The sequence below is a fragment of the Bradyrhizobium sp. 157 genome (genome assembly GCF_023073815.1).
Taxonomy (GTDB): domain Bacteria; phylum Pseudomonadota; class Alphaproteobacteria; order Rhizobiales; family Xanthobacteraceae; genus Bradyrhizobium.
On the sequence record NZ_JADPKF010000113.1, the window covers coordinates 72,097 to 96,224 of the forward strand.

Here is a 24,128-nt window from a genome sequence, read left to right on the forward strand (position 1 = left end):
TCACGTTGCTGACCGGCGAGGGCGGCAGCGAATCCGCGACCCTCGCCGGCATCTGGATATCTGGGAGCCACCTTGAGCGAGTTTCTGCAACATCTGATCAACATGCTGGTGCTCGGCGGCACCTATGCCCTGCTGGGCATCGGTCTCACCTTGATCTTCGGCATCATGAACGTCGTGAACTTCACGCATGGGGTGCTGTATACGTTCGGCGCCTACATCATGTTCATCGTGGTGCATCAGCTCGGAGTCAACTTCTTCCTTGCGCTGCCGCTTGCCGTTGCAGCCGGCTGGCTTCTTGGAGCGGCGATCGAGCTGACCTTGCTGCGGCCGCTGCGCGGCTCCGACATCGACACGACAATGCTGGTCATGATCGGCGCCTGGATCGCGATGCAGTCCGGCGCCTTGTGGATATGGGGCGGCGTGGCGAAATCGGTGACCACGCCTTTCCCCGAGGCGCCACTGGTGCTGGGACCAGTCTCGGTGTCCTGGCTGCGGCTGTTCGTCCTTGCCGCAGCGGCCATGCTGATCTTCGTCACCTATCTCCTGATCAACAAGACAAAACTCGGCTGTGCGATGCGGGCGACCTTTCAGGATCAGGACACCGCTTCGCTGATGGGCGTCAACGTCGACCTGATCTACACCTCGACCTTCGCAATCGGTTCCAGCCTCGCCGCCGCGGCAGGCGCACTGCTCGGTCCGGTCTACGTCATCTTCCCGCAGATGGGCGATCTCGCCGCCGTCAAGGCATTCGCGATCGTGATCCTCGGCGGGCTCGGCAACATCACCGGCGCGGTGATTGGCGGTTTCATCCTGGCGCTCGCCGAAGAACTCGGCGCCGGCTACGTTTCCTCGGGATACCGCGACGCCATGGGCTTTTTGATCATCATCGCGGTTCTGATCTTCAAGCCGACTGGGCTGTTCGCGCGCTCGGAGCGCGTCGGATGAGGGCAGTCGTCGCTATTCTCACGGTCGTCGCGTTCGCATCGGTGCCGCTCTGGCTGCGCGATCCGTATCTCATGAACGCGCTGATCACGACCGGTATCTTCATCATCGGCGCGATGAGTCTCAATTTGTTGCTCGGGTTCACCGGCCAGCTCAGCCTCGGTCACATCGCGTTCTTCGGCATTGGCGCTTACGTCAGTGCATTGACGTCGCTTGGTTTCGATGCAGGCCTGCCCTTCGGCTTCCGCATTGTTCACGCTCCCTGGCCGCCGATCGCCGGCTTCGTGTTGGCCATCGTCGTTGCGGGATTATGCGGGTATCTCGTGGGGTTGCTGTCGTTTCGCGTGCGCGGCGCCTATTTCGTGATCGTGACGATTTCCTTCGCCGAAGTGGTCCGGCTGGTGGCGCTGAATTGGGTCGAGTTGACGCAGGGCCCGCTGGCGCTGACCAACATTCCCTCGATTACGGTCGGATTACCGGGTCTCGGAGATCTGACCCTCCGCACCAAGCTGCAGAACTACTACCTCGTGCTTGCCGTCGCGGTTGTCACCTATGTGCTGATCTGGCGCCTGGTTCATTCGCATTTCGGCCGCGCTATGCGCGGGCTGATGGAAAACGAAACGCTGGCGGTATCCGTCGGCATCGACGTGACAAAGACGCTCACTTTGGCAGCGGTGATTTCGGCCGGGATCGCAGGCGCCGCCGGCAGTCTCTACGCACACTACATCCGGATCATCGATCCCGAGGTGTTTGCCTTCATCAACACGGTGACGATGGTGATCATGGTCATCACCGGCGGCAAGGGGTCGCTCGCCGGTCCGGTCGTCGGCGGCATGATCTTCGGGCTGTTGCCCGTGTTTCTGCGTCCGATCATGGCGCCAGAGGCGCAATGGATCGCCTATGGTGCCGTGCTGATCGTCATCCTGTTCGTATTGCCGCGCGGCATCGTGCCGTCGCTGGCGCTGCGATTTTCAAAGCCGGGGAGCCGGGCTGCGACGATTGCCCCGGTCGCCCTTTCCGAACGCGACGCCAAGGAGCACGCGTGATGACGGCGATCGCCCTGAAGGTCGAGAAAGTCGCCGTGCATTTCGGGGGGCTCGTTGCGCTCTCGGACATGAATTTCGCGGTCGGCGAGGGCGAGATCGTCAGCTTGATCGGACCCAACGGGGCCGGCAAGACTACGGCGTTCAACGTCGTCACCGGCTTTCTGGATCCGACCCACGGTGCCGTGAGCTACCGCGGGACGGCACTTAACGGATTGAAGCCGCATCAGATCGCCGACCTGGGACTAATCCGCACTTTTCAGCGCACCAGCGTGTTTCCGAACGACACCGTCTACGACAACCTGCTGATTGGGCTGCATCGCCAGGGCAGGGTGAGCCTTCTCGAAGCCATTCTGGGGCTGCCGCGCGCGCGGTCGTCGCAGCGGCGTTTGCGGGAGCGCGCCAGCGAACTGGTCGAATGGCTTGGCCTCGAACGCCGTGCCCACGACCTTGCAGGCTCGCTGTCCTACGGCGAGCAGCGTCTTGTCGGTGTGGCGCTGGCGCTGGCCGCCGAGCCGTCGATGCTGCTGCTCGATGAGCCGGTCTCCGGCATGAACGCCTCGGAAACCCACACCTTCGTGCAGTTGGTTCGCAACATCCGGGATCGCGGCGTCACCATCCTGCTCGTCGAGCACGACATGCCGATGGTGATGAGCGTCTCTGATAGAATTGTGGTGCTGAACTACGGCCGGATCATTGCCGAGGGACCGCCCGACGTGATCCGGAACGACCCGGCCGTTATCGAGGCTTATCTTGGGCAGGGAGCGACACGTGCTTGAGATCCGCGACATGGTCTGTGGCTATGGCGGCGTTACGGCGTTGCGCGGCATCTCGCTGGAGGTCAAGGCCGGGCAGCTCGTCGCCCTGATCGGCGCCAACGGCGCCGGCAAGAGCACCACGCTGCGCGCGATCTCCGGGCTGGTTGCGCCGCGTTCGGGGTCGATGCTGTTTGAAGGCAAGGACATCGCGGGCGCCAAGCCGCCGCGCGTGGTGGCAAGCGGGATCGCGCATTGTCCGGAAGGACGGCGGGTATTTCCGTATATGACGGTCCAGGAAAATCTCGACATGGGGGCCTATCTGCGCAGCAGTGCCGCCGAGATCGCGGCTGACCGCGACCGCATCTATGCCGAGTTCCCGCGCCTGGCCGACCGCAAGCGGCAGGCCGCCGGCACCTTGTCAGGCGGTGAGCAGCAGATGCTGGCGATCGGCCGGGCGCTGATGTCACGTCCACGCCTGATCATGTTCGATGAGCCTTCCCTTGGGCTCGCGCCCAATATCGTCGAACGAACTTTTGCGATCATCCGCGGCATCCGCGATGCCGGAACGACGGTCCTGCTGGTGGAGCAGAACGCGTTTGCGGCGCTCGAGATGTGCGATCACGCCTATCTGCTGGAAGGCGGCCGCATCGTTCTGTCCGGGCCTGGCGCGGATATGATCGAGAACGAGCATGTGCGAAAGGCCTACCTTGGTGGATGACCGGCCCCCAATGGTCGCGTTGTCAGGCGCCGGACAATGGATGCCGGTCTGCGGGCTCAGCCGGCTGATTTCACAAACGATCGTCTGCGTCCGCGCGACCGGAATCGATTTGATCCTGATCTGGAGCGAAGGACGCGCGGTGGCCTGCGAACGGATGTGCCCGCACGAACAGGCTGACCTCAGTCTTGGACACCTGTCGGGAGGACGCTTGTGCTGCCCCCGTCACGCGGCCTCATTCAATCTCCGAAATGGCCAGATTTCCTACGGCTGGCCGAGCCGGCCGTTGCGGCTATACCCCATCCGGATCAGAGACGATCAGGTCTGGATCGACACTGGAACGATCAGATCGCCCACGACCTAGCCGACGAGCTTTCGAGCGATATCGACGAGCGCGCCGTCAGGACGCCGCAGCTCGCTGAGGATGCTGAAATGGTCGGCGCCTTCGATCGGGACAAGCCTGCCTGGTGCGCCCGCGGCCATACGCGATTCATGAAGCTTGATTGAATCGAAAACCAGCGCCGGCAGTTCGGCCGTGCCGTAGGCGATGTCGAGCCGCTTGTGGACGGCGGGCAGCCGAAGCGGCGACAGCCTTGCGACTTCCTGGTCGGTCAGCTTCAGCGCATTGTTAAGCCCGGTGTCGCGGATCGGTGCAAGATCGTACACTCCGGAAATCGCCAGTCCCGCGGTGACGCGTGGGTGATCGAGTGCCATGGCGACGAGATGGGCGCCGGCCGACCAGCCCGAGAGCACGACCGGTCCGGAGATGCCGTATGACTCTCCGTTTTGGGCCAGCCAATCGAGCGACCGGGATATCTCTGCCACGATTTCCGTCAACGAAGCGTCGGGAGCCAGCGGATATCCGGGAATGGCAACCGACCAGCCATGCGCAGCGACGCCTTCGACCAGCATGGCAAACAGTTCGCGTGAGTTGCGCTGCCAGTAACCGCCGTGCAGAAAGACGAGGCAGGGTGCTGTCCTGTCGGCGGCCGGATAAAGATCGATCTTTGTCCTTTCGCGGTCGCCATAGGGTACATCAAGAAAGGAGTTTCGGCTGGCGCGCAGCGTTTCGGACAGCTGGTTTCTTTCCGCGATCAGTGCTGCGCTGTTCCTGACCGCCGCATTGTTGTCATAGGCGGCGTCGCGCTCCGCTTGGGAAAGTGCGGCCCAGTTCAGCCGGGGATCTGAAGACCTATCCTTTGTCGCCATGGCATCGTTCACACAAATTGCTCCTGCAGCAATATCCAAGCGCCTTTAAAGCCAGTATATTCACGTAGCCCGCACCAGCAATCGAAAGATCAGCAAGTGCTGTGCTATACTAGCCGTTTACTTTGGCAAACTCCGGTCTAGCACTAGAGTTTGATGATCAAGGCAAACGCAGGTTCAGAATGCAGATCCGACCAGGCAACGATGATTTGCTGCTGATAATCGATGTGCAGAACGATTTCTGCCCCGGTGGCGCGCTTGCGGTTGCCGATGGCGATGCCGTGGTGCCTATTATCAATCGTCTCGCCGAACGCTTCGACCACGTAGTGCTAACCCAGGACTGGCATCCGCCAGGTCACAGCTCCTTCGTCACGTCGCATCCGGGAGCGAGCCCCTTCGAAACCGTCGCCATGCCATATGGCCAGCAAACCCTTTGGCCCGATCATTGCGTCCAGGGCACCGCCGGGGCGGCGTTTCATCCGAAACTGGTGATCGACCGGGCAGAGCTGATAATCCGGAAAGGCTTCCGTCCCGAAATTGATTCTTACTCTGCGTTTTTTGAAAACGACCGGCGCACACCTACCGGTCTGGCGGGTTATTTGCGCGACCGCGGCTTGCGGCGAATCTTCCTGGCAGGACTCGCCACCGATTTTTGTGTCCACTATTCCGCCGTGGACGCACGCCAGCTCGGATTTGACACCGTGCTTGTTGAGGCCGGATGCAGGGCCATCGATCTTGCGGGCTCGCTCGAGGCCGCCTGGGCAGGGATGGCCGCCGTCGGTGTGCAGCGTGTCAACGATCTTTAGCGAGGCCGTCGCTTAAGCCACCTGCCGGCTGGCCCCGATCCGGGCAACTCGCCTGGCAGGCAGTCCGCTGTAGGACGATTCCGCTTATCGAGCCGGTCCCTTCCGCGTCTTCCGGTCAAAGAACGTCGGCCAGGGATTGCCCGTGCAGGGTTATATTGAGGCCCTGCAAGCCCTGGTCGCTGATTTCGCCTCCCATGGCTTTCAGGCTTTCCTCGCGGATCAACGACATCAGGCCGCGTCTCAGTGCAAGGAATTCCGATGACATCATCATCGACTGCTGGCGAGGCCGCTCAAGCGGAATGGAAATTTCCGCCTTGATCGAGCCGGGCCGGGCCGTCATGCAGTAGACGCGGTCGGACAGGAAGATCGCCTCGTCGATGTCGTGCGTCACGAACAGGACCGAGATTTTCAGCCGTTGCCACATGTTGGTGAGGATTTGCTGCATGATGACCCGCGTCTGCGCATCCAGCGCGCCGAAGGGCTCATCGAGCAGAAGAACTTTCGGCCCTGTCGCGAGGGCGCGCACAATGCCGACGCGTTGCTTCATGCCGCCGGAAAGACGATCGGGATAATGCTTTTCGAATGCTTCCAGGAGCGCTCGCGGCGGGCTTACGCGGCTGGCAATCGGTACGCGCGCTGGGCGTTCGCCCTGAACGCCTTGTCGCGCACCTGCGGGCCAAGCTTCATCAGGCACTTATCAAGCGCGCTCTTGATCTCGCCATAGCTGCCGGCGAGCAGACACACTGGCCAGTCGGAGCCGAAGATCAGGCGATCTTCGCCAAAACATCTGGCGGCATGCTCGACCAAGGGGAACAGACGAGCCGAGTCCCAATCGTCCCACGTCGCCTCGGTAGCAAGGCCTGAAATCTTGCACCATACATTGCGGCACTCGGCGAGCGCTGCGAGACGATCGGCCCATTCACGGCTGAAGCCGTCGGCGATCGGCGGCTTGGCGGCGTGGTCGAGGACAAGCCGCGCATGCGGAAAGGCTTGCGCCGTCGCGATTGCGGCCGGCAACTCGCGCGTGCGCACCAGGAGATCATAGGCGAGATCGCGCTCGAACACCGCGGCCAAGCCGCGCTGCACGTCCTTGCGTAGCAACCAATCGGGATCGAACTCGTCGTGCACCTGATGACGAATCCCGACCAGCTTGTCGCCGCCTGGCGAATCACGCAACCGGTCGAGCGTCTCATCGACCGCTCCGTCTGTGAGGTCGATCCAACCGACCACGCCAGCGATAAACGGCGTGGCCGCGGCTACGCGCAGAAACTCTTCAGTCTCGCCAGTCGACGAGCGGCATTGCACCAGAATACTGGCATCGATCCCGTTCGCGCGAAGCAATGGCGCGAGATCGGATGGTCCGAAGGCGCGGCGGATCGGCGCGAGCTCGGCCGCGTCCATCCAGGGATAATCGGCCCGCGCCGGATCCCAGAAATGCTGATGGCCGTCGATCACCATGTTACGCTCCACCAGGCAACGGCGCCCGCGCATCGACCAGTTTTCGCGCGCGCAGCTCTTGCCAAAACCCCGGAGATACCGATGTCTCCGCCATGGCGATATTCTCGGCGACTTCCGCGGCTGTGCGCGCACCCTGCACCGCGACCGTCACAGCTGGGTGTGCCCTGCAGAACTGGACGGCGGCGGCCTTGAGCTCGGTGCCGTGCTCGTGGCACAGAGCCTCCAATTCCAGCGCGCGGGCGACGAGCGCGGCATCGGCGTCCTCATAGTTGAACTTCGCTCCAGTGCGCGGGTCGGCGAGGATGCCGCTGTTGTAGACGCCGCCGAGAAGGATCCGGATGTTCTTTGCGCGGCAGATCGGAAACAACGTCGTCAGCGCGCCCTGGTCGAGCAGCGTATAGCGGCCCGCCAGCAGAAAGCAATCGACCGGCGCGACTTCGGCGAAGCGGGCGAGCATCTCGGATTGATTCATGCCGGCGCCGATCGCCTTGACCGTGCCATCATCGCGCAAGCGCCGCAGCGCGCGGAAGGCACCGGCGACTGTATCCTCATAATGGTCATCCGGATCATGGACGAGCAGCACATCAACGCGGTCGAGCCCGAGACGGACCAGGCTTTCCTCAACCGAGCGCATCACACCGTCATAGCTGAAGTCGAATTGCGGCCGCTCGGCGGGTGTACCTTTGTAGTGATCGTCTTCCGGAGCGGCGGTGGCCGGACGCAGCAGACGCCCGACCTTGGTCGAGATCGCGAATGAATCCCGCTCTTGCCGGCGCAGAAAACTGCCCAGTCGACGCTCGGCCAATCCGAAACCGTACAGCGGCGCGGTGTCGAAGAAGCGGATACCGAGCGACCATGCACGCTCGATCGTCGCTTCCGCATCCGCGTCGCTGACCGGCGAGAACAATCCGCCGAGCGGAGCCGTTCCGAGGCCAATCGCCGTGACATCGAGCCCCTCCGCAAGCCGCGCACGTTTCATTTCAAGATCCTTCCGAGGCCGAGAGCAGCATTCACTCCCCCGCGAGCGGGGGAGTGAATGCGCCGGAACGTTGGGACTGCGAACGTTCCTACTTCAACAGTTGAGCGACGTTGTCCTTGGTCACGAGGTCGAGGCCGGTATAGATGACCTCGGGAACCTTCTCGCCCTTCTTGATGGCCAACAGAGCGTCCATCGCCTTCTCGCCCATCTCGAACGGGCGCTGTCCCGTCAGCGCGTTGGAGTAGCCGTCGCGCAGCAGTTCGAGCTGCATCTTCAGCGTATCGGCGACGACGAGCGTCAGCTTGCCGGCGTCGATGTCCTTTTTGTTCTTGTTGACGAAGGCCTTGTAGCCTTCGGGTGCGAACATCGGCCAGCCGCCAACCGGCACGATCGCCCCCAGGTCCGGCGTCGCGGTGCGGAGGTCCGCCATCTGCTGGATCGCGAGCGCAGGATCGTCATTGCAGAAGGTCGGCGAGCCAGCAACCTCGACCCATTTCGAGCCCTTCAACGCCTCGCGCACGCCGTCGACGCGCTCGGCGAGGTTCTTGGCGCCGGGACCGCCGGAGACGACGGCATACTTGCCGCCCTCGGGCTTGAGCTGGAGCAATTGCTTGCCGAGCGCGAGGCCGAAGTCCTTGTTGTTGGTGCCAATATAGGCAATGCGTTTCGAGCCGGGCGCATCCGCGTCGAAGGTGATGACGGGGATGCCGGCCGCGGTCGCTGCCTCGATCGATTTCGTCATCGCCGCGACGTCCGCGACCGAGATCGCAAGGCCGTCCACCTTTTGCGTGATGAAATCCTGGATGATCTGCGCCTGCGTCGCCGGCTCATGCTCGACGGGCCCCTTGTAGATGCATTCGACGTTGCCGAGCTCCTTGGCGCGCTTCAGGCAACCGTCCCGCGCGACGTCGAAGAACGGATTATTCATCGCCTTGGGCACGATCACGAACTTATAGTTCTGCGCGAAGGCCGGAGTCGCCATCATCGCGACAGCCATGCCGGCGAGAAGTATCTTCCTCATTGGTTTCCCTCCATTTTTGCCTATCCTTTCGAATTGAATGCTCCAGAAGGCGGGATAGACGATGCGTTCGTTGCTTCTTCCGGAGTAACCTCAGGTGATACGTGAGCGGATGCGGTCGACCAGTACGGCCAGGATGATGATTACGCCTACGAGCGTCTGTTGCCAGTAGGAGCTGACCTGCGCGAGCACAAGGCCGTTGCGGATCACCTCAAGCAGCACGCAGCCGACGATCGCCCCAAGCGGGCCGCCGACGCCCCCCGCGAGATTGGCGCCGCCGATCACCGCCGCCGCGATTACGTTGAGCTCGTAGGATGTTGCCATGTTCGCGGGCGCAGACCCCAGCCAGCCCGAGACGATGATGCCCTGCAGCCCTGCAGCGAGCGCGCAGATCACGTAGACCTTGATCTTGACCCGTACGACCGAGATGCCGGTCAATTCCGCCGCCTTCTCGTTGCCGCCGAGCGCGAAGACGTGACGGCCGAAACTCGTGTGGTGCAGCACGATCGCCATGAGCGCCGCGAGGACCACGAGATAGATGAACGGCACCGGTACGCCGAACAGATCGCCCGAGGTCAGCGCGTAGAAATAGTCGGCGTCTGGCCCGCCCGGAAAGCTGCCGCGGCCGTTGGAGACGACATAGCCGAGACCGCGGACGATCGAGAGCATGCCGAGCGTGGTGACGAAGGGCGACAGTCCGAGCACGGCGATGCAGAAGCCGTTGACGAGGCCGACGATTAGCGCGGTGACAAGTCCCGCCAAGATCGAGACCAGCAGGATCAGCCCCGGCACATTGGCGACCACGGTCTTGCCATCCGCGGCCAGATGCACGAACAGGGACGCGCCGGGCATGCCCGGCGTCGACAGGCCCGACATCACCATGGATGTGATCATGGCGGAGAAGCACATCATCGATCCCACCGACAGATCGATGCCGCCGGTGATGATCACAAAGGTGATGCCAAGGGTGGCGATGGCGATGAAGGAAAAGTTCTTCGCCACGTTCTGCATGTTGCCCTGCGTGAAGAAGTAGGGGCTCGCAAAATGCATCGCGATCAATAGCCCCAGCAGCGCCAGCAAGACGTAGCCGGTTTGGGATGCAAAGATGCCCCGCTGCCACCACCTGATGCGGCCGACATTGGTGAAGGAAATCGGGGTTTCCAGGGGCATGGCCATCACGCAGCCTCCTTCGCACCGGTGATCAGGGCAGTGATTTCCTCGGGACTGGTATCGCGGATCGACTTATCCGCCCGCTTCTCCCCGCGGCGCATAACGACGACGCGGTCGCAGACCGCGAAGACGTCTGGCATGCGGTGGGAGATCAGCATGACGGCCACGCGCTGCTCTTTCAGCCGATGGATCAGGCCCAGGACCTGCTCGACCTGGCGGACTGAGATCGCCGCGGTCGGCTCGTCCATCATCACGAGCTTGGCCTTCGACAGGCGGGTGCGTGCGATCGCAACCGCCTGGCGCTGACCGCCGGACATCTGCTTGACGAGATCATGCGGTCTGGTCTCGGAGCGCAGCTCGCCGAACAGTTCCAGCGCGCGCGCCGCCATCGCATTGTGATCGAGAAAGGCGAACGGGCCGAATTTGCGGTTGAGCTCGCGGCCGAGAAAGACGTTGGCCGCCGCCGTGAGATTGTCGGCAAGCGCCAGGTCCTGATAGACCACCTCGATCCCGACCGCGCGAGCATCGATGGGACGGTAGAAATGGACCGCGTTGCCGTCGAAGCGGATCTCGCCGTGGGTGGGACGGAAATTGCCGGCGATGATCTTCACGAGCGTCGACTTGCCCGCGCCGTTATCGCCCATCAGGCCGACCACCTCGCCGGGGAAGACCTGCATGTCGACGCCGTGCAGCGCGCGGATCGCGCCGAACTCTTTGCCGATTCCTGTCAATTCCAGAACCGGTTGCCCGGCTACACCTGCGGTTTCCATGCTCGGCCTCGCTCAGACGTACCGGTTGACCACTGATTCCAGATATTCCTGACGACCCGAGCGCGGCTGTGGATCGAAACCGGGTGCCAGCGCGCGATCAGCGAGATCGGCAAGCGAACGCTGGCCAGCGAGGATGGCGCGTCCCTCGGCATCAGCCCATCCGGCATAACGTTCCGTAACCGGCATCGTGAGCGCCTCGCCATCGAGCATGTCGGCGGCGGCGAGGAACGCCCGCGCGCAGGCGTCCATCGAGCCGACATGAGCATGGATCAGATCGTCCGGATCGATCGATTGCCGCCTGATCTTGGCGTCGAAATTGAGACCGCCCGTCGTGAAGCCACCTGCCTTCAGAATGTCGTGGAACGCCAGCGCCAGCTCCGGTACGTTCATCGCGAACTGGTCGGTATCCCAGCCGAGCAGATCGTCACCGCGGTTGATGTCGAGCGAGCCGAACACGCCGAGCGCCTGGGCCAGCGCAATCTCGTGCTGGAACGAGTGGCCGGCAAGGATGGCGTGGTTCTGCTCGATGTTGAGCTTGACGTCTTTCAGAAGGTCATAGCGCTGGAGGAAGCCGTAGCACGTCGCAACGTCGAAATCATATTGATGCTTGGTCGGTTCCTTCGGCTTCGGCTCGATCAGGAGCGGTCCCTTGAAACCAATCTTGTGCTTGTGCTCGACGACCAGCGAGACGAAGCGGCCGAGCTGGTCGAGCTCGCGCTTGATGTCGGTGTTGAGCAGCGTCTCATAGCCTTCGCGTCCGCCCCAGAGCACATAGTTCTGCCCGCCCAAACGGTGAGTCACCTCGAGCGCGGCCCGTACCTGGCCGGCGGCATAGGTGAAAATGTCAGGATCCGGATTGGTCGCGGCGCCGGCCATGTAGCGGCGATGCGTGAACAGATTGGCCGTTCCCCATAGGAGACGCACCTTGGAGGACGCCATCTTCTGTTCGAAGAGATCGGCAATGGCGTTGAGGTTGGCGACGGATTCGGCGAGCGAGGCGCCTTCCGGTGCGGCATCGACATCGTGGAAGGTGAAGAACGGCACATCGAGCAGGCGGAACAGCTCGAAAGCGATATCGGCCTTGGCGCGCGCCAGCGCCATTGTATCCGTGCCATGATGCCAGGGCCGCAGGAATGTCTCGCCGCCGAAGGGATCGCCGCCGGGCCAGCACAACGAATGCCAGTAGCAGACCGCGAAACGCAGGTGGTCCTCGAGCCGCCGTCCATGAACAATGCGATTCTTGTCGTACCAGCGGAAGGCGAGGGGGTTCTCGGCGTCCTTGCCGCCATAGACGACCGGCGCACTCGTCCCGAAGAATTTGGGTGACGCGTTCACAGGGAGATCTCCTTCAGCGCGGGATATAGTTTTCGCCACTGGTGATAGGCTTCATCATAGGCGGCCTTGGCAGACGCACGCGGCATGAAGCTCGCAAGCCGCCGCGGACGCGTGCAGACCTCTGCGGGGTTTTCGTTGGTTGCGGCAAGCCGGCCGAGCCGTGCCGCGCCAAGCGCCGCACCAACCTCGCCCTCCTCGACGCGGTGCACGGCAATACCGAGCACGTCGGCGCAAATCTGTGCCCACAGCGCCGAGCGCGATCCGCCGCCGACGAGGTCGACTTCGGTGATCGCCGAACTGGCGCCGCCGAGCGCTGCAAGATTGTCGCGCGCAGCAAAGGCCACGCCTTCGAGCACGGCCTGGACGATCTGATCGCGGCCCATCGCACCGCGAAGACCCACGAACGCGCCGCTGGCGGTGGCGTCGTTGTGTGGCGTGCGCTCGCCATCGAGATAGGGAAGGAACTTGACCGGACTCGGTCCGCGGACGGTCTCGCCGAGCGGCGCCAGCAGCGCGGCTGCAGGCATTGCCATGACGCCTGAAATCCAGGCGAGCGAGGCGGCCGCCGCCAGCATCACCCCCATCTGGTGCCAGAGACCCGGAAGCGCATGACAGAAGGCGTGCACAGCCGACGCAGGCGCCGGCGCAAAGCTGTCGGTGACACGAAACACGACGCCTGAGGTCCCGAGCGACAGGAACGCATCGCCCGGCGTGATGGCGCCAAGCCCGATCGCGCTGGCGGCACAGTCTCCGGCACCGCCGGCAACCACGATATCTTTCGCCATGCCCCAGCGCTTCGAAAATTCGGGAGCGAGCGCCGCGCTGATCTCGCTGCCTTCGACCAGGCGCGGCATGTGGTGAAGACCGAGCCCCGTGGCATTTAGCAGCGACGCAGACCAGCAGCGCCCACCAACGTCGAGCCAGAGCGTGCCGGCGGCGTCCGACATGTCCTCGACCATCTCGCCGGTCAGGCGGTAGCGCACGTAGGCCTTTGGCAGCAGCACTTTTGCCACTCGCTCGAAAATCTCGGACTCGTGACGGGCCACCCAAAGCAGCTTTGGCGCCGTGAAGCCCGGCATCGCCAAATTGCCAGCGATCGCATGCAACGAGGGGCAGTGCCGCTCGAGCCGCTCGCATTCGGCATGCGAGCGGCCATCATTCCAGAGGATCGCCGGCCGCAGCGGACGGCCGTCATCACCGAGCAACGTGGCGCCGTGCATCTGGCCTGAAAGACCAATACCACGCACCTGCGCGACCTCGCGCGGATGCGCGGATGCAAGATCGTCGACGGCGCCGATCGCCGCGCCGACCCAGGCGTCCGGATCCTGCTCGGACCAAAGCGGCGCGGGATGTGACATCGCAAGCTCGCGCGCGGCCGTCGCGACGATTGCGCCTGCCTCGTTCACCAGCACCGCCTTCACACCGGACGTGCCGATGTCCATTCCGAGATACAAATTGTCATCCTCCCTTGCAGCCCGGCTGGCGATCTTCGTCGCCTTCCAGCATCGTGGCCGTCCTGCAAATCAGTGCTGCCGGCTAGGGCAGATTGTCCCGCATCACGATGTCGATCCGGATCTTCTCCTGCTCAATCAAGATCGGCTCGCCGCGGGCAAGCGCGAGCAGCACGCGCACGGCGGCCCGCGCCTCATGTCCCGGGTTTTGTGAGATCGCCGCGTCCATCACGCCCTGCAACAAGAGCTTGCGCGTCAAGACCGTGACGTCGTGGCCGACAAACACGACCTGCTTCTCGCGACCGGAATCGATCAGGGCCTTGGCAACGCCTTGCGTGCCCGCGCCGACATTGTAGAAACCGACGATGTCGGGATGTTTGCCGAGCAGCCGCGACAGGACTTGTTCCGAGCGCTCGTCCTCGTCGCGACCTTCGAGCACGGGCAGCACGTCGAGCCCTGAAAACTCCGACGCCATCACCTGGTTGAAGCCGAAGATGCGCTCGGCGTGGTCGCGTAGGCCCTGCGAGCCCGCGACGATCGCGACCTTGCCCGATCGCGGACCGACGAGCCGGCCGACCAGCGCGCCGGCGGTGCGCCCGGCGGCGATGTTGTCGATGCCGACATAGTGATGACGCCGCGACGACGGCACATCCGAGACCAGCGTCACGACCTTGGCGCCGGCATCGACGAGATCGTTGATGGCGGCGCGGACGCTAGGATGATCGAGCGCCACCACCGCAACGCCATCATAGTCGCCGCCGGCAAGCGTCTCCAGCGAAGCCGCGAGGACGGAGGGGTCGAAAACGTCAGTCGCGACCATCTCGACCGCAAGCCGACGCGCCGACAGCCAGCCCGACATCTCGCCGAGATAGGAGTGGATCTGCTGCATGAACAGGTTCGGCCCGGACGGCATCACGAAGGCGAAGCGCCGTGCCCGGCCACGGGCGAGCTCGGCCGCGGCCACATGTGGCTGGAAGGAATTTCGCTCGATCGCCTCCTTGACGCGGCGAACCGTGTCCGGCCGCACGCCGGGGCGGTTGTGCAACACGCGATCGACCGTCGCGAGGCTGACGCCAGCCTGGCGAGCGATGTCCCTGAGCGTCAGAGGGCCGTTGGCGTCAGCATCCTTCATGGACTGAAGGCTAGCAGAGGTTATTTGAGGTGCGCAACTCATTTTGAGGGACACGACGCCGCGTAGCGGTAGCGCGCTCCGGGAGCGGTTGTCAGCGTCTGGTCAGATCAAGCGCCAGGAGGCCGTTGGGTCCTCGACCTACCTGCAAGCCGATAAGGCTTATCACCTTGCGGAGTTGAGCCATAGGTAACTCCTTAAGCATTGATTAGTGACACGATCGCCTCTCGGATCCAGCGTTGTCCGCTGTGTCCGTGACTGCGCTCGTGCCACGCCATCCCGACGGCGAAGCCTTCCACGGGGAACGGACAGTCCATCACCTTGAGCGTGTCGGAATGGTCGCGCACCAGCCTTTCCGGCACCAGAGCCACGAAGTCCGAGTCAGACACGATCTCGGGAACGAACAAAAATGAAGCGGCGGATAATACCGCATTGCGCTTGTATCCGAGAGCAGCCAAAGCGCTATCCACCGGTGTCACAAAGCCGCCGCCACCAAGGGACACGACTACGTGCTCCAGCCTGGCAAATTCTTCGACCGTGATCCCTTTCCGTAGTCGCGGATGCTTGCGGCGGCCGATAAGCACATAGCGCTCGTCGAACAGATGCCTGGTACGAAGACTGGGCGGCGCATCCTGTGGTGTCATCAGCACCAGGTCGACTTCACCGCGCGCCATCTGCGCCTCCAACTGCGGCAGGTCCAGATTGCGCAGGGCCACACGCACCCCGGGTGCCCGCGTTCTGAGTTCCACGACGAGCGGCTTGATCACTGCTGCCTGCAAATAGTCTGTGCAGGCGATGGCGACGGTTAGCTTGGCCTTGGCAGGATCGAAGTTCCTGTGCCTGGCGATGGTGGCGCGAACCTGGTCGAGCGCTTGGCGCAAGGGGTCGAGCAGTTCGATTGCCTTGGCGGTCGGCGTCATTCCTCGCTGTGCAGGAATGAGCAGCAAGTCATCGAATTCATGCCGGAGACGGTTTAGCTGCGCGCTTACCGCTGGTTGGCTCAGATGAAGGCGGATCGCCGCCTTCGTTACGTTCTGCTCCACCAGCAACGTCTCGAGAGTGACCAACAGATTGAGATCGAGGCGCTTGCTATCCATCGGATGGATAGTAGCCAAACACTTCTACGATTTCAAATATAGCTCGGATCAGTCGAGACTTCGTGCACCAGGGCAGACCCGCGCCGCGCTCACCTGCGAGGCCGTGGTGGGATCGGGCGGCAGCGTTTCATGCCCTTGAGAAAAGGAGAAATAGCGTGATCCAGGCCGATACCTCCAAACCTTTGATCACCGTGGTCGGTGCCTCAAGTAAGCAAGGTCGAAGCGTCGCCGAAGCCTTGCTCGACAGCGGGCGCTACCGGGTGCGTGCCCTGACTCGGCGCCGCGACAGCCAGCCCGCGCAAATCCTGGCGCAGAAGGGCGCCGAAGTCGTGGTCGCGCCGCTTGAGCCCGGCAAGCAGGCTGAGTTGACCGCGGCTATGAGTGGCTCGGCCGGGGCGTTCTTGATGACGCCGCCCATCGTCAAAGTGCCGCCCGCTGAACTTGAGTTTACCCTCGGCAAGGAATTGGCCGATGCGGCGGTGGCGGCCAGCGTCGAACACGTAGTTTTCAGCGGGCTCGAAAATGTCGAAGCGCGCACCGGCGGTACCAAGTGGGCGCCGCACTTCACCGACAAGGCGAAGGTGGCAGACTATATTCGCAGCCTGCCCATTCGCAGCTCGTTCGTGTACCTGGCGTTCTTCTACACCAACTTCCTCGAATATTATGTGCCGCAGCGCGGGAAGGACGGCATCACGTTTGCCATCTACTTACCGCCGCACATCCCCATGCCGTTCTGTGATCCGCTCACTGCGGCCGGGCCGGCGGTGCGCGAGATTTTCGATCGCCCGACGCAATACGCCGGCCAAACCCTGCCGGTTATCGGCGAGTTTCTCTCGGCGCAGGACATGGTGGACACGTTTGTGCGCGTCACCGGGCAGCGGGCGCGCTATGCCTCCGCTTACTCGCGCGAAGATCTGTTGCGCCACTTTCCGGGTTTTGCCGCCGACGAGCATCTCGTGCGCGAGTTGGTGGGCATGGTGGAATACGCCGTCGAATATGGTTACTTCGCCCCCGAGCGCGACCTGACGTGGAGCCGGAAAATCGATCCGCATGTGTTGACCTGGGAGCAATTCCTGAAACGCAGTCATTGGCAAGGCGACTTGCTGTCTTATGGCGCCGCTCCTGAGCCCGATCACGCCCTTCTTCGTTAGGCGCGGCTGGCTGGACCTAGTCAAACTTCCTCATGATGGATTGGAGCGAGAGCTTAAGAGTCTCAATTACTTGGACGACCGCCTGTGCACGACGTGTGCACCGGAAAATCAATAAAAATCTTGCGACAGCTAATGTGAGCCGGCCCTGAAGTGGGGCAGGGCACGTGAATTGGGCGTGGTGGACGACAAAGACTTGCCGAGGCGGGGAACTGTGTGTGCGGGGACGAGCTCCGCTGTTGTCGGAGGCGAAGGGCGCCGCCAGGTTTGCCGAGCTGCGCTGATTCAACTTGAAAACAAAGATCGCCGTAGCGGCGTTGGTAGCGCTCCCATGATTTGAACGCCGATATTGTCTAGCCGTGTTATGCGTGATCGAGATAGTCGGACACGCCGTTCGGCCGCGCATCGAGGGATACTGCGCAGTGCTGAGGATTGGAATCGTCTCGGACACCCACGGGCTCCTGCGGCCTGAGGCTGAGCAAGGGCTTGCCGGGGTGGCGCATATCATCCACGCGGGCGATATTGGCCACGCGGACGTTCTTGTCAGACTCCGTCGGATTGCGCCCGTCACCGCGATCAGGGGAAACATCGACACCGGCGACTGGGCGAAACATTACCCCGACACCCAGGTGATACGACTCGGGGAGCGGTCCTTCTATGTCTTGCACGACCTTCAGCAACTGCAGATCGACCCTGCAGTTTGCGGAATTGACGTGGTGGTTTCCGGTCACTCGCATCGTCCTCGGATCGAAACGATTGACGGTGTGCTCTATCTAAACCCTGGAAGTGCCGGGCCACGGCGTTTCAAGCTGCCTATCACACTGGCTACTTTGGAGCTGACCGCAAGCGGCCTTCGGCCGATCATACACGACCTTAGTCGCGCCGAGTGATGTGGACGAGGCCGACTGAGCACTAAGCAGTATCCTTTCTGGGATATTCGCAGCCAGGCTCGGCGTGCTATCGTCGCTCGTCACTCGCAAGTTCGACCTTGGTATCGTTCGTGCGGACCAACGCATTGTGCGCGAACTGGATGGAACACGTGTTGTGAATCACTGTGTAGTGAAAGCATCTGATCTGCAACGTCCCTAACTTGCAGTCTGTCGCGTTGGTTTTCGTATTTTTGGTGTCTCATATGGTTCAAGTGGCGAGATCCCTGTTCGTCTTACCTATGTCTCCACTTCCGCCGAAAGCGGTCTGGTCAGCATGATTGGCATGTCTCATTTCCCAACAGACGGACTATTTCTACTGTCCTTTGCTTGGCCCGTTGGGCCCTCTGTTATCGGATTCTTGGGCACGGGGCTTCTGTGCTTTTGGCACCGCCTCGATCAACAGCGCGAGCGCCTTGCTGAAGCCTGAAGCGGCGTAAGATGCGCCCCGATAGTGCCCGAGACGCACTACGACGAGATCGTGCGAGGGAATGATCAGCGTGGTCTGCCCGCCAGCGCCCGCCATGTAATAGGCATCGCGCGGGACTGGATACTGCCCGTCGCCGTTGAGCCAGAAAAAGGCTCCATAGATCGGCCGATTGTCCGCGGCCCAGGCGGGCGCAAGCGTGCTGACGAATGTGGTGTAACCCTCTGGGAGAATGCGCTCACCGTTCCAAACTCCCCCCTGAAGAAAGAGATTGCCAAGCCGCGCCCAATCGCGCCCGGAGCCCACCACATGACCTTGCCCTAGAAAATTTCCGAAGGGATCAGTTTCGATCACCATGGTACGGATGCCGAGCTTGTCAAACAGCACCCGCTGGGGAAATGAGAGATATTCGTCGCCGCGTTTTTCGACACCGAGCCGGATCAGATAGTTGATCAGGACCGGATCGGTGTTGCGATAGCGTCCGACCGTGTCGGGAGGCCATTGCAATGGCCGTGTTGCCGCGTAGTGAAAGGAATCGATGCCGCCGGTATAAAGATAGACGTGATCCGGATAAGGCCCCGTTGGGTCATAATCGGGGTCTTGGGGCGCCCTGATCCGAAGGCCGCTCGACATGTGAAGGAGATTCGCAATGCGTATTTTGGCGCGCGGGTCGCCGGGTGTTTGCCATTCAGGGATCGGTGCCGCCTGGTCCAAATCATAGACGCCGTCTTTGACCAGAATGCCAAAGAGCGCTGCCGTAACGCTCTTGCCCATGGACCAGCTTTCAAGCGGCGTGTGCGCGGTAATACCTTCCGCGTAGCGCTCGGCAATAAGGCGGCCTTTCCATGTCACAACGAACGCCGCGGTCAATCCTTCGGCCGGCTGGAACGCGGCATTCACGGCAGCTTTGAGTTTCTCGGCGTCGATCTCTGTCGGCAACCGATCTTGCGGCAGCATGTCGCCCATGGGCCACATTTGGGTTGCGGGATCGGGCAATCGGCTCTTGACGGCGACGGGCTTGAAATTCACGGCGCTCTTGCCGATCGGGAACGTGACGCAACCCTGGCTCCCTAGGTATTTGGCCGTCCGGGTCACGCCGCTAGGGAGCGTCACATGGACCGCCTTGTTGGCGCGATCGATGACCGGCTTGCCGAGCTTCGCGCGCTGTGGGTAGGGCGCCGTGAAAAACCCAACATTTTCGGCCGCGAAATCGGGCGCTAGACCGGTCATGAATACAGCTGAGCACATGACCTTTGCATATCCGGCGGCATGATGCGTCAAGGGGTCGCCTGGCGGCGGCACATAGGGCGTGTCGAGTTCGAATGATTTCGCGCGGGCGATGAGCGCGTCCTTGGCGGGGGCCTGCGCAGCCGCCGCCGCACCGGCGAGGGCCACAAAAATCGTCGCCAGAAGACACTTATTCATGATCGCTCCCGCGAAAACGAACAATAATCGTTTGGTTCAATTGCTGCGCATGCAACACATCAATATGCCCTAACGCGGATCTGAGTGAGAATATGGACCAGCCCTCGCGGCGCAGGATATCAGGTCGGCGGCACAACCGCTCGGCCGCTAGCTACGGCCGGCGAGTTCCGTTTTCGGGCCAAGCGGACCAATACGGCAGGCCTGCCTGCAGATATTGAGCATGCTTCTTCACCCCCAATCATGATCGCCCGCGCAGCAGCGTTATCTCGCAATTGCCGCCTTGTGGGGCCGGTTGAAATAGACACAATATGCTCGCTTCGGGATCGAGGAGGATGCCATGCCCGAAGCACCAAGCGACATTGATTATACGGTTGATATAGGCAGACACGAGACGATGTTCCGTGCGAACACACCCAAAGGAGAGGAATTCCTCGGCGGCGGTGAACTTACAATGTCCAATGAGGAAGCGCATACATTCATACAGGATGCCCGCGCAGCAGGGCTGACGGTCAAATCGTTTTTCTAACGGTTTCGCAAGCAGGTCCTGCACCTCGCTATTGGTCGAGGGCCAAGCCATCGGGTGCAAGAGGCGCACGGCTTTAACGCCATTCTAGATCATCAGCCCGGTCCCGTAGGTCCGAAGGTGCCGGTCTCGGAAGTGCAGCGTAGTGGACGCAGCGCTGCGCTCTTCATGTCCAGCGCCGCTTAAACACGCAGTGCCGAGCCTCGCGTACTGTCCTAACTAGTACACTAGCGAAGGCAAATTAAGACACGCTCCGACGCGACCGTCACGAGGCGCGCCAACCTTGGCGCTCATGGCTCGCATGGACCAGCTAGAAAACCAACCAGACAGGATCAAGATCGGGGACCTGATAGGTGACGTCCGTGCCGCCAATAGCGTTCGCGCCCATAAAGAAACGCCAGCAGCCAAAGAAGGCTACCCATGACGAGCCAGAGCAGTCCGGTGACGGCATCCTGACTGAACTCCAGCTTCTCGAAGGCCGGCCACATCCACCACCCGCCCCGGATCAGGAGCGCGAGCCATACGAGCATCAACACGTGCCAAAGGACGACTCTCACCATCGCTTGATCGCGAACCGCAAGTAGCGGTTCTCCCGTCGCTTCGTCACGCTGCAAACCGCTTCATGATGTCAGCCCATGAGTGGTACGCCCAATAGCCGACGGACACGAGGCCGGTGACGAAGCTGAACCAGAGGATAATGGCGTTCAGCGTACTGACCCTAAACTCCGGCGGCAGACGACGGTTATTGATCATCATGATCTGCAGCGAACCGATCGAGCGGTAGACCACTGCCGCCACGGCCACCATTAGCCACATGAAGAACGGCTGTTGCTGTAGGATCAGATAGAAGCCTGCTAGGACCGCGACGGTTACCACGATGAAGTACCACACGCGGTAAGGAATCTTGTCTTCTAGATCGGTGGTCACGGCGATGGCATCGGTCGTGGTGCGGCCGACGAAGGTGTCATAAAACGGGAACTGGGCATCATAAAGCGTGACCATGATCACGATCAGCATTAGTGCCCCTGCGGCCGGGCCGAGCACGCCCTGTGCCACGATCGCCATCCGCAGTGGCACCTCCACGCCCGTCGGCACCTTGCCGGTATTCAGGAATTCATTGTGGAGGTAGGCGTAGCCGGCGACCGAATAGAGGTAGGTCATGATCAAGCCGCCGATGATCGCCCACCATACGACAAGGCTCAAGCCGCCCAGCCGGACCCACTGCTTCATCTTGGCGACTTCCTGCGGATCGTTGCTGTTCCACCGTATCTCCTCGGCAGTAATCCGCTCGGGCGGCCGCAGGAAGCCCGTGACCTGGCCCGCGTAGCGACCCATGCCCCATCCTGCCGCGACTACCCAAAAGCTGACCCACATCAGGCTGCCGCCGGGCTGATTGTAGAGCGCAACAATATCGAGCGGCGTAACATCCTTGGTCCATTCCTGCGAAAAGAATAGCAGCCCCAAATAGGCCTGCAGAATCGTAATGTAGTCGCTGGGTTTGGCGGCAATGACGGTGATCGCCAGGACCAGGGCGATATTCAAAAACATGATGACCTTGAAGAACCATTCGAGAAACGCGTAGGTGCGGTTAGAAAAGTAGTAGACGACGAGAACCAGCACGAGAGCCAGCACGGCCCAGATGTATTGCGGCGGCAACGCCTGGCCAAAAAGGGTCCAGCCCTGAGGCGTGGAAATGCCGGTGAACCGTTGCGCAGCGACGACCGCGCCTCCCATACACGCCGGCCACGCCCACGTCAGCACCGCGGCGATCGCCCAAAACCACGGCCAGAAGCCACGTGGCGCCAGCTCGTTGGTGCCGGCGAAGAACGACCGACCGGTGCAGCAGCTGTATTTGATGCACTCATATACCAGCGCCGTCTCGACGATGACGGAGATCACCAACAACCAGTGCCAACCGAGCGCCCCGCGTGCTGCCACGTTGGGTAGCAGGTAAGCCTCACCCCCACCGATCGAAATGCCGAAGTTGATGGCTTGGGTCCTACTGCGGCAATGATGCCCGCCAATCGTCAAAGGCAGCGGGTCTGGAACATTCTGAAGATCGCGCGGATCGCTGGTCGCACCGCTGGCTGCTGCAACTTCGGCCATGCTCGCCCCTCAGGTCCCTCGAACGGGTCGGCACACGTCCAAATATTGGGGCAGGCTGCTCTCCAGACAGCCCCTTGATGGGGTATTGCCCCTCCATCGGTTGTTTGCGGTTCACGCAGTTCACAAGCAACGCGGACTACCGGCGCATCGCGCTCAGCAATGCAAAAGTGTGGGACGCCGTGGAGAACAGGGCAACGGTTTCGGGGCCTCTCCTTGAGGCGCGTCGTCTTGAGGGCGAGCGCCTGGCTTCTGCCGATCGGCCGTATCGAGCTGCCTCTGCGAGCGGCGATGACACCTGTCGGCGGCGACTACGCCCTCAATGTCGCTAACCGTACTCGAGTTTTACGATTTACTTAGCGTTTGCTGCTTCCGCCCTCCGTTGCTCGGTTCTTCCTATCCGCCATGTGATTCAAATACGCCAAGATCAGCCCGAGTTCCTCATCGCTCAGGTCCTCTTCGGAAAAGCTGGGCATCCGCTGCTCGGGCCAAACCCGAACCGAGCGTGGATCTCGGATCAGCGCGCGCAAACCGGCATCGGTGAAGTACTCGGTTGGGTTCATCGGCAAATTCAGATCGGGGCCAGCCGACGCCGATCCTGCCTGGTTCATCGTGTGGCATGTGAAGCATTTGTTCACGAAGAGGGTTTGCCCGTCTCGCGCCGGATGGAGGGCAGGGAGCATGGGATCAACCGCGAGCGAGGGCCACCGCTTGGCTGGCGCGTCTTGCACCGATAAACTGACAAGTTGGTAGGGCCACATCATGGTTGGGACGGATGACGCTTGATCGCCGAGCCATACGATATAGAAGGCGCCTGCGCTCTTATCCTTACCTGGAATTGGTGGCCACCGCATGTCGGCGGCTTCGATTGCCATATACGCGACGACGCCGTCTTTGGCGTACACCAGATCGCGAGGGATTTGCGTCACGAAGCCGTCTTGCGCTACCGCTTCCACCACGGCATCGGGCGGAATGGCAACTCCTTCAAGCAACTTCGCGAGCGCCACGGCTCGATACGTCCGAGGAGTACGGTATGCGACATCACGCGACGTGGTGATTTCGACGACATCCGTGCGGGCAAGCAGCGCGTCCCGATCGAAGATATGGGCGCGACCATCGGCTGACACCGTCAACGTCGGACCGGTTGCCCAAACCGATGTTGGCACTGTAAAGGCAACCAGCGAGAAAGCCAACGTGACAGCGAGCCCGATCATCGTTGTAGGCATATCCGAAACATCCCTCCAACGCGGCAATGGTAGACGCACAATGCGACTATTGCAGAGTTACACCTATTCCCAACTCCTCCAGCAGCGAAGCCCAACACTTCGAAAAAATCTCGTCTCGTGTGGGCCACTGCGTAAGGGCTCTTGACCAAAAGCGCGCCGTTCGAGGAGACAGCCCTCGCTAAACCCAAGAGCAAGCAGGGCGTTGTGAACCCTATTCGCCCCGAGTTGTGGTGGCTTTTCAGACGTCCATACCTTGATATCGCGATCGATTGCGGAACCTAGTCAACCCGGAGCGGATCCTGTCGCAGATTGAGGGAGCCGCGATCATGGGCCTGAGCCTCGCCAAAACTGGCGCGATCACCTTCAAGGACGGCAAGGTGCAACAGGGCAATTTCGACGATTTCCCGGTGCTCCGGATCGACGAATCCCCTGGCATAGCGAATGTCTACATCGTGCCTCCCGGACCCGACACC

General features: G+C 61.8%; 22 protein-coding genes and 2 pseudogenes. 10 read left to right on the top strand and 14 right to left on the bottom strand.

Annotated elements, in window-relative coordinates; all coding sequences use genetic code 11:
* The first annotated feature begins 72 nt into the window (after positions 1-72).
* The 5 genes from IVA95_RS35365 to IVA95_RS35385 are packed head-to-tail and all read left to right on the top strand — an operon-like array spanning position 73 to position 3,822.
* Entirely contained in the window at positions 73-945 is an 873-nt protein-coding gene (locus tag IVA95_RS35365) for a branched-chain amino acid ABC transporter permease (protein WP_247514716.1), read from the top strand.
* Positions 942-1,988 (top strand): branched-chain amino acid ABC transporter permease, encoded by a 1,047-nt coding sequence (locus tag IVA95_RS35370; RefSeq protein WP_247514717.1) that lies wholly within the window; start codon positions 942-944, stop codon positions 1,986-1,988. The genes IVA95_RS35365 and IVA95_RS35370 overlap by 4 nt, the downstream gene beginning before the upstream one ends.
* Positions 1,988-2,764 carry an ABC transporter ATP-binding protein gene (locus IVA95_RS35375; protein WP_247514718.1) on the top strand — a complete coding sequence of 259 codons (777 nt, stop codon included), beginning with the start codon at positions 1,988-1,990 and terminating at the stop codon, positions 2,762-2,764. Before IVA95_RS35370 ends, IVA95_RS35375 begins: the two co-directional genes overlap by 1 nt.
* A complete protein-coding gene (locus IVA95_RS35380) occupies positions 2,757-3,461 on the top strand; it encodes an ABC transporter ATP-binding protein (RefSeq protein ID WP_247514719.1) in 705 nt (234 codons plus the stop codon). Before IVA95_RS35375 ends, IVA95_RS35380 begins: the two co-directional genes overlap by 8 nt.
* A gap of 40 nt (positions 3,462-3,501) precedes the next feature.
* The gene (locus IVA95_RS35385) at positions 3,502-3,822 is read left to right on the top strand and encodes a Rieske 2Fe-2S domain-containing protein (RefSeq protein ID WP_247514740.1); all 321 of its coding nucleotides are present in this window, start codon (positions 3,502-3,504) and stop codon (positions 3,820-3,822) included.
* Here the strand turns inward: IVA95_RS35385 and IVA95_RS35390 are convergent.
* Positions 3,819-4,667 (bottom strand): alpha/beta hydrolase, encoded by an 849-nt coding sequence (locus IVA95_RS35390; RefSeq protein ID WP_247514741.1) that lies wholly within the window; start codon positions 4,665-4,667, stop codon positions 3,819-3,821. The two genes, IVA95_RS35385 and IVA95_RS35390, sit on opposite strands and share 4 nt — an antisense overlap.
* Positions 4,668-4,846: 179 nt before the next feature.
* Here IVA95_RS35390 and pncA point away from each other — a divergent pair, with 179 nt between their 5' ends.
* Complete coding sequence (gene pncA / locus IVA95_RS35395) at positions 4,847-5,470, top strand: bifunctional nicotinamidase/pyrazinamidase (RefSeq protein WP_247514720.1); 624 nt, start codon at positions 4,847-4,849, stop codon at positions 5,468-5,470.
* A gap of 115 nt (positions 5,471-5,585) precedes the next feature.
* On the opposite strand, the pseudogene IVA95_RS35400 reads toward pncA, so the two are convergent.
* The 10 genes and pseudogenes from IVA95_RS35400 to IVA95_RS35445 all read right to left on the bottom strand — a co-directional run.
* Positions 5,586-6,062: pseudogene (locus IVA95_RS35400) on the bottom strand (ATP-binding cassette domain-containing protein); the annotation flags it as partial.
* A 17-nt stretch (positions 6,063-6,079) separates the two neighbouring features.
* Positions 6,080-6,928 (bottom strand): amidohydrolase family protein, encoded by an 849-nt coding sequence (locus tag IVA95_RS35405; protein ID WP_247514721.1) that lies wholly within the window; start codon positions 6,926-6,928, stop codon positions 6,080-6,082.
* A 1-nt stretch (position 6,929) separates the two neighbouring features.
* Positions 6,930-7,907 (bottom strand): aldo/keto reductase, encoded by a 978-nt coding sequence (locus IVA95_RS35410; RefSeq protein ID WP_247514722.1) that lies wholly within the window; start codon positions 7,905-7,907, stop codon positions 6,930-6,932.
* An 88-nt stretch (positions 7,908-7,995) separates the two neighbouring features.
* Complete coding sequence (locus IVA95_RS35415) at positions 7,996-8,928, bottom strand: sugar-binding protein (RefSeq protein ID WP_247514723.1); 933 nt, start codon at positions 8,926-8,928, stop codon at positions 7,996-7,998.
* Between the two features lie 90 nt (positions 8,929-9,018).
* Entirely contained in the window at positions 9,019-10,101 is a 1,083-nt protein-coding gene (locus IVA95_RS35420; RefSeq protein WP_247514724.1) for an ABC transporter permease, read from the bottom strand.
* Complete coding sequence (locus tag IVA95_RS35425; RefSeq protein ID WP_247514725.1) at positions 10,101-10,865, bottom strand: ATP-binding cassette domain-containing protein; 765 nt, start codon at positions 10,863-10,865, stop codon at positions 10,101-10,103. Before IVA95_RS35425 ends, IVA95_RS35420 begins: the two co-directional genes overlap by 1 nt.
* Positions 10,866-10,877: 12 nt before the next feature.
* Entirely contained in the window at positions 10,878-12,200 is a 1,323-nt protein-coding gene (gene xylA, locus IVA95_RS35430) for a xylose isomerase (protein ID WP_247514726.1), read from the bottom strand.
* Complete coding sequence (gene xylB / locus IVA95_RS35435; RefSeq protein WP_247514727.1) at positions 12,197-13,654, bottom strand: xylulokinase; 1,458 nt, start codon at positions 13,652-13,654, stop codon at positions 12,197-12,199. The genes xylA and xylB overlap by 4 nt, the downstream gene beginning before the upstream one ends.
* Before the next feature lie 82 nt (positions 13,655-13,736).
* The gene (locus tag IVA95_RS35440) at positions 13,737-14,783 is read right to left on the bottom strand and encodes a LacI family DNA-binding transcriptional regulator (protein WP_247514728.1); all 1,047 of its coding nucleotides are present in this window, start codon (positions 14,781-14,783) and stop codon (positions 13,737-13,739) included.
* 194 nt (positions 14,784-14,977) lie between these two features.
* Complete coding sequence (locus IVA95_RS35445; RefSeq protein ID WP_247514729.1) at positions 14,978-15,877, bottom strand: LysR family transcriptional regulator; 900 nt, start codon at positions 15,875-15,877, stop codon at positions 14,978-14,980.
* Positions 15,878-16,032: 155 nt separating this feature from the next.
* Between IVA95_RS35445 and IVA95_RS35450 the strand changes: the two genes are divergently transcribed.
* Both IVA95_RS35450 and IVA95_RS35455 read left to right on the top strand, forming a co-directional pair.
* Positions 16,033-17,028, top strand: coding sequence for an NmrA/HSCARG family protein (locus IVA95_RS35450; RefSeq protein ID WP_247514730.1), 996 nt, complete (start codon positions 16,033-16,035; stop codon positions 17,026-17,028).
* A gap of 419 nt (positions 17,029-17,447) precedes the next feature.
* Complete coding sequence (locus IVA95_RS35455; protein ID WP_213253237.1) at positions 17,448-17,915, top strand: metallophosphoesterase family protein; 468 nt, start codon at positions 17,448-17,450, stop codon at positions 17,913-17,915.
* Between the two features lie 352 nt (positions 17,916-18,267).
* Here the strand turns inward: IVA95_RS35455 and IVA95_RS35460 are convergent, their stop codons facing one another.
* Positions 18,268-19,659 (bottom strand): serine hydrolase, encoded by a 1,392-nt coding sequence (locus IVA95_RS35460; RefSeq protein WP_247514731.1) that lies wholly within the window; start codon positions 19,657-19,659, stop codon positions 18,268-18,270.
* Between the two features lie 481 nt (positions 19,660-20,140).
* Here IVA95_RS35460 and IVA95_RS35465 point away from each other — a divergent pair, with 481 nt between their 5' ends.
* On the top strand, positions 20,141-20,329 hold the full coding sequence (locus tag IVA95_RS35465; protein WP_156439620.1) for a hypothetical protein: 189 nt from the start codon (positions 20,141-20,143) through the stop codon (positions 20,327-20,329).
* Between the two features lie 600 nt (positions 20,330-20,929).
* On the opposite strand, the gene IVA95_RS35470 is transcribed toward IVA95_RS35465, so the two are convergent.
* Positions 20,930-22,432 (bottom strand): Nramp family divalent metal transporter, encoded by a 1,503-nt coding sequence (locus tag IVA95_RS35470; RefSeq protein ID WP_247514732.1) that lies wholly within the window; start codon positions 22,430-22,432, stop codon positions 20,930-20,932.
* 353 nt (positions 22,433-22,785) lie between these two features.
* Positions 22,786-23,655, bottom strand: coding sequence for a cytochrome c (locus IVA95_RS35475; protein WP_247514733.1), 870 nt, complete (start codon positions 23,653-23,655; stop codon positions 22,786-22,788).
* 246 nt (positions 23,656-23,901) lie between these two features.
* On the opposite strand from IVA95_RS35475, the pseudogene IVA95_RS35480 reads away from it, so the two are divergent.
* A pseudogene (locus tag IVA95_RS35480) lies at positions 23,902-24,128 on the top strand (molybdopterin cofactor-binding domain-containing protein); the annotation flags it as partial.

Excerpts from the sequence above, each read along its gene's own strand:
- IVA95_RS35370 (WP_247514717.1), top strand. The coding sequence starts at position 942 with ATGAGGGCAGTCGTCGCTATTCTCACGGTCGTCGCGTTCGCATCGGTG.
- IVA95_RS35385 (WP_247514740.1), top strand. The coding sequence starts at position 3,502 with ATGCCGGTCTGCGGGCTCAGCCGGCTGATTTCACAAACGATCGTCTGC.
- IVA95_RS35445 (WP_247514729.1), bottom strand. The coding sequence starts at position 15,877 with ATGGATAGCAAGCGCCTCGATCTCAATCTGTTGGTCACTCTCGAGACG.
- IVA95_RS35440 (WP_247514728.1), bottom strand. The coding sequence starts at position 14,783 with ATGAAGGATGCTGACGCCAACGGCCCTCTGACGCTCAGGGACATCGCT.
- IVA95_RS35470 (WP_247514732.1), bottom strand. The coding sequence starts at position 22,432 with ATGGCCGAAGTTGCAGCAGCCAGCGGTGCGACCAGCGATCCGCGCGAT.
- IVA95_RS35425 (WP_247514725.1), bottom strand. The coding sequence starts at position 10,865 with ATGGAAACCGCAGGTGTAGCCGGGCAACCGGTTCTGGAATTGACAGGA.
- pncA (WP_247514720.1), top strand. The coding sequence starts at position 4,847 with ATGCAGATCCGACCAGGCAACGATGATTTGCTGCTGATAATCGATGTG.
- IVA95_RS35475 (WP_247514733.1), bottom strand. The coding sequence starts at position 23,655 with ATGCCTACAACGATGATCGGGCTCGCTGTCACGTTGGCTTTCTCGCTG.
- IVA95_RS35405 (WP_247514721.1), bottom strand. The coding sequence starts at position 6,928 with ATGGTGATCGACGGCCATCAGCATTTCTGGGATCCGGCGCGGGCCGAT.
- IVA95_RS35420 (WP_247514724.1), bottom strand. The coding sequence starts at position 10,101 with ATGGCCATGCCCCTGGAAACCCCGATTTCCTTCACCAATGTCGGCCGC.
- IVA95_RS35465 (WP_156439620.1), top strand. The coding sequence starts at position 20,141 with ATGCCCGAAGCACCAAGCGACATTGATTATACGGTTGATATAGGCAGA.
- IVA95_RS35375 (WP_247514718.1), top strand. The coding sequence starts at position 1,988 with ATGACGGCGATCGCCCTGAAGGTCGAGAAAGTCGCCGTGCATTTCGGG.
- IVA95_RS35390 (WP_247514741.1), bottom strand. The coding sequence starts at position 4,667 with ATGGCGACAAAGGATAGGTCTTCAGATCCCCGGCTGAACTGGGCCGCA.
- IVA95_RS35410 (WP_247514722.1), bottom strand. The coding sequence starts at position 7,907 with ATGAAACGTGCGCGGCTTGCGGAGGGGCTCGATGTCACGGCGATTGGC.
- IVA95_RS35415 (WP_247514723.1), bottom strand. The coding sequence starts at position 8,928 with ATGAGGAAGATACTTCTCGCCGGCATGGCTGTCGCGATGATGGCGACT.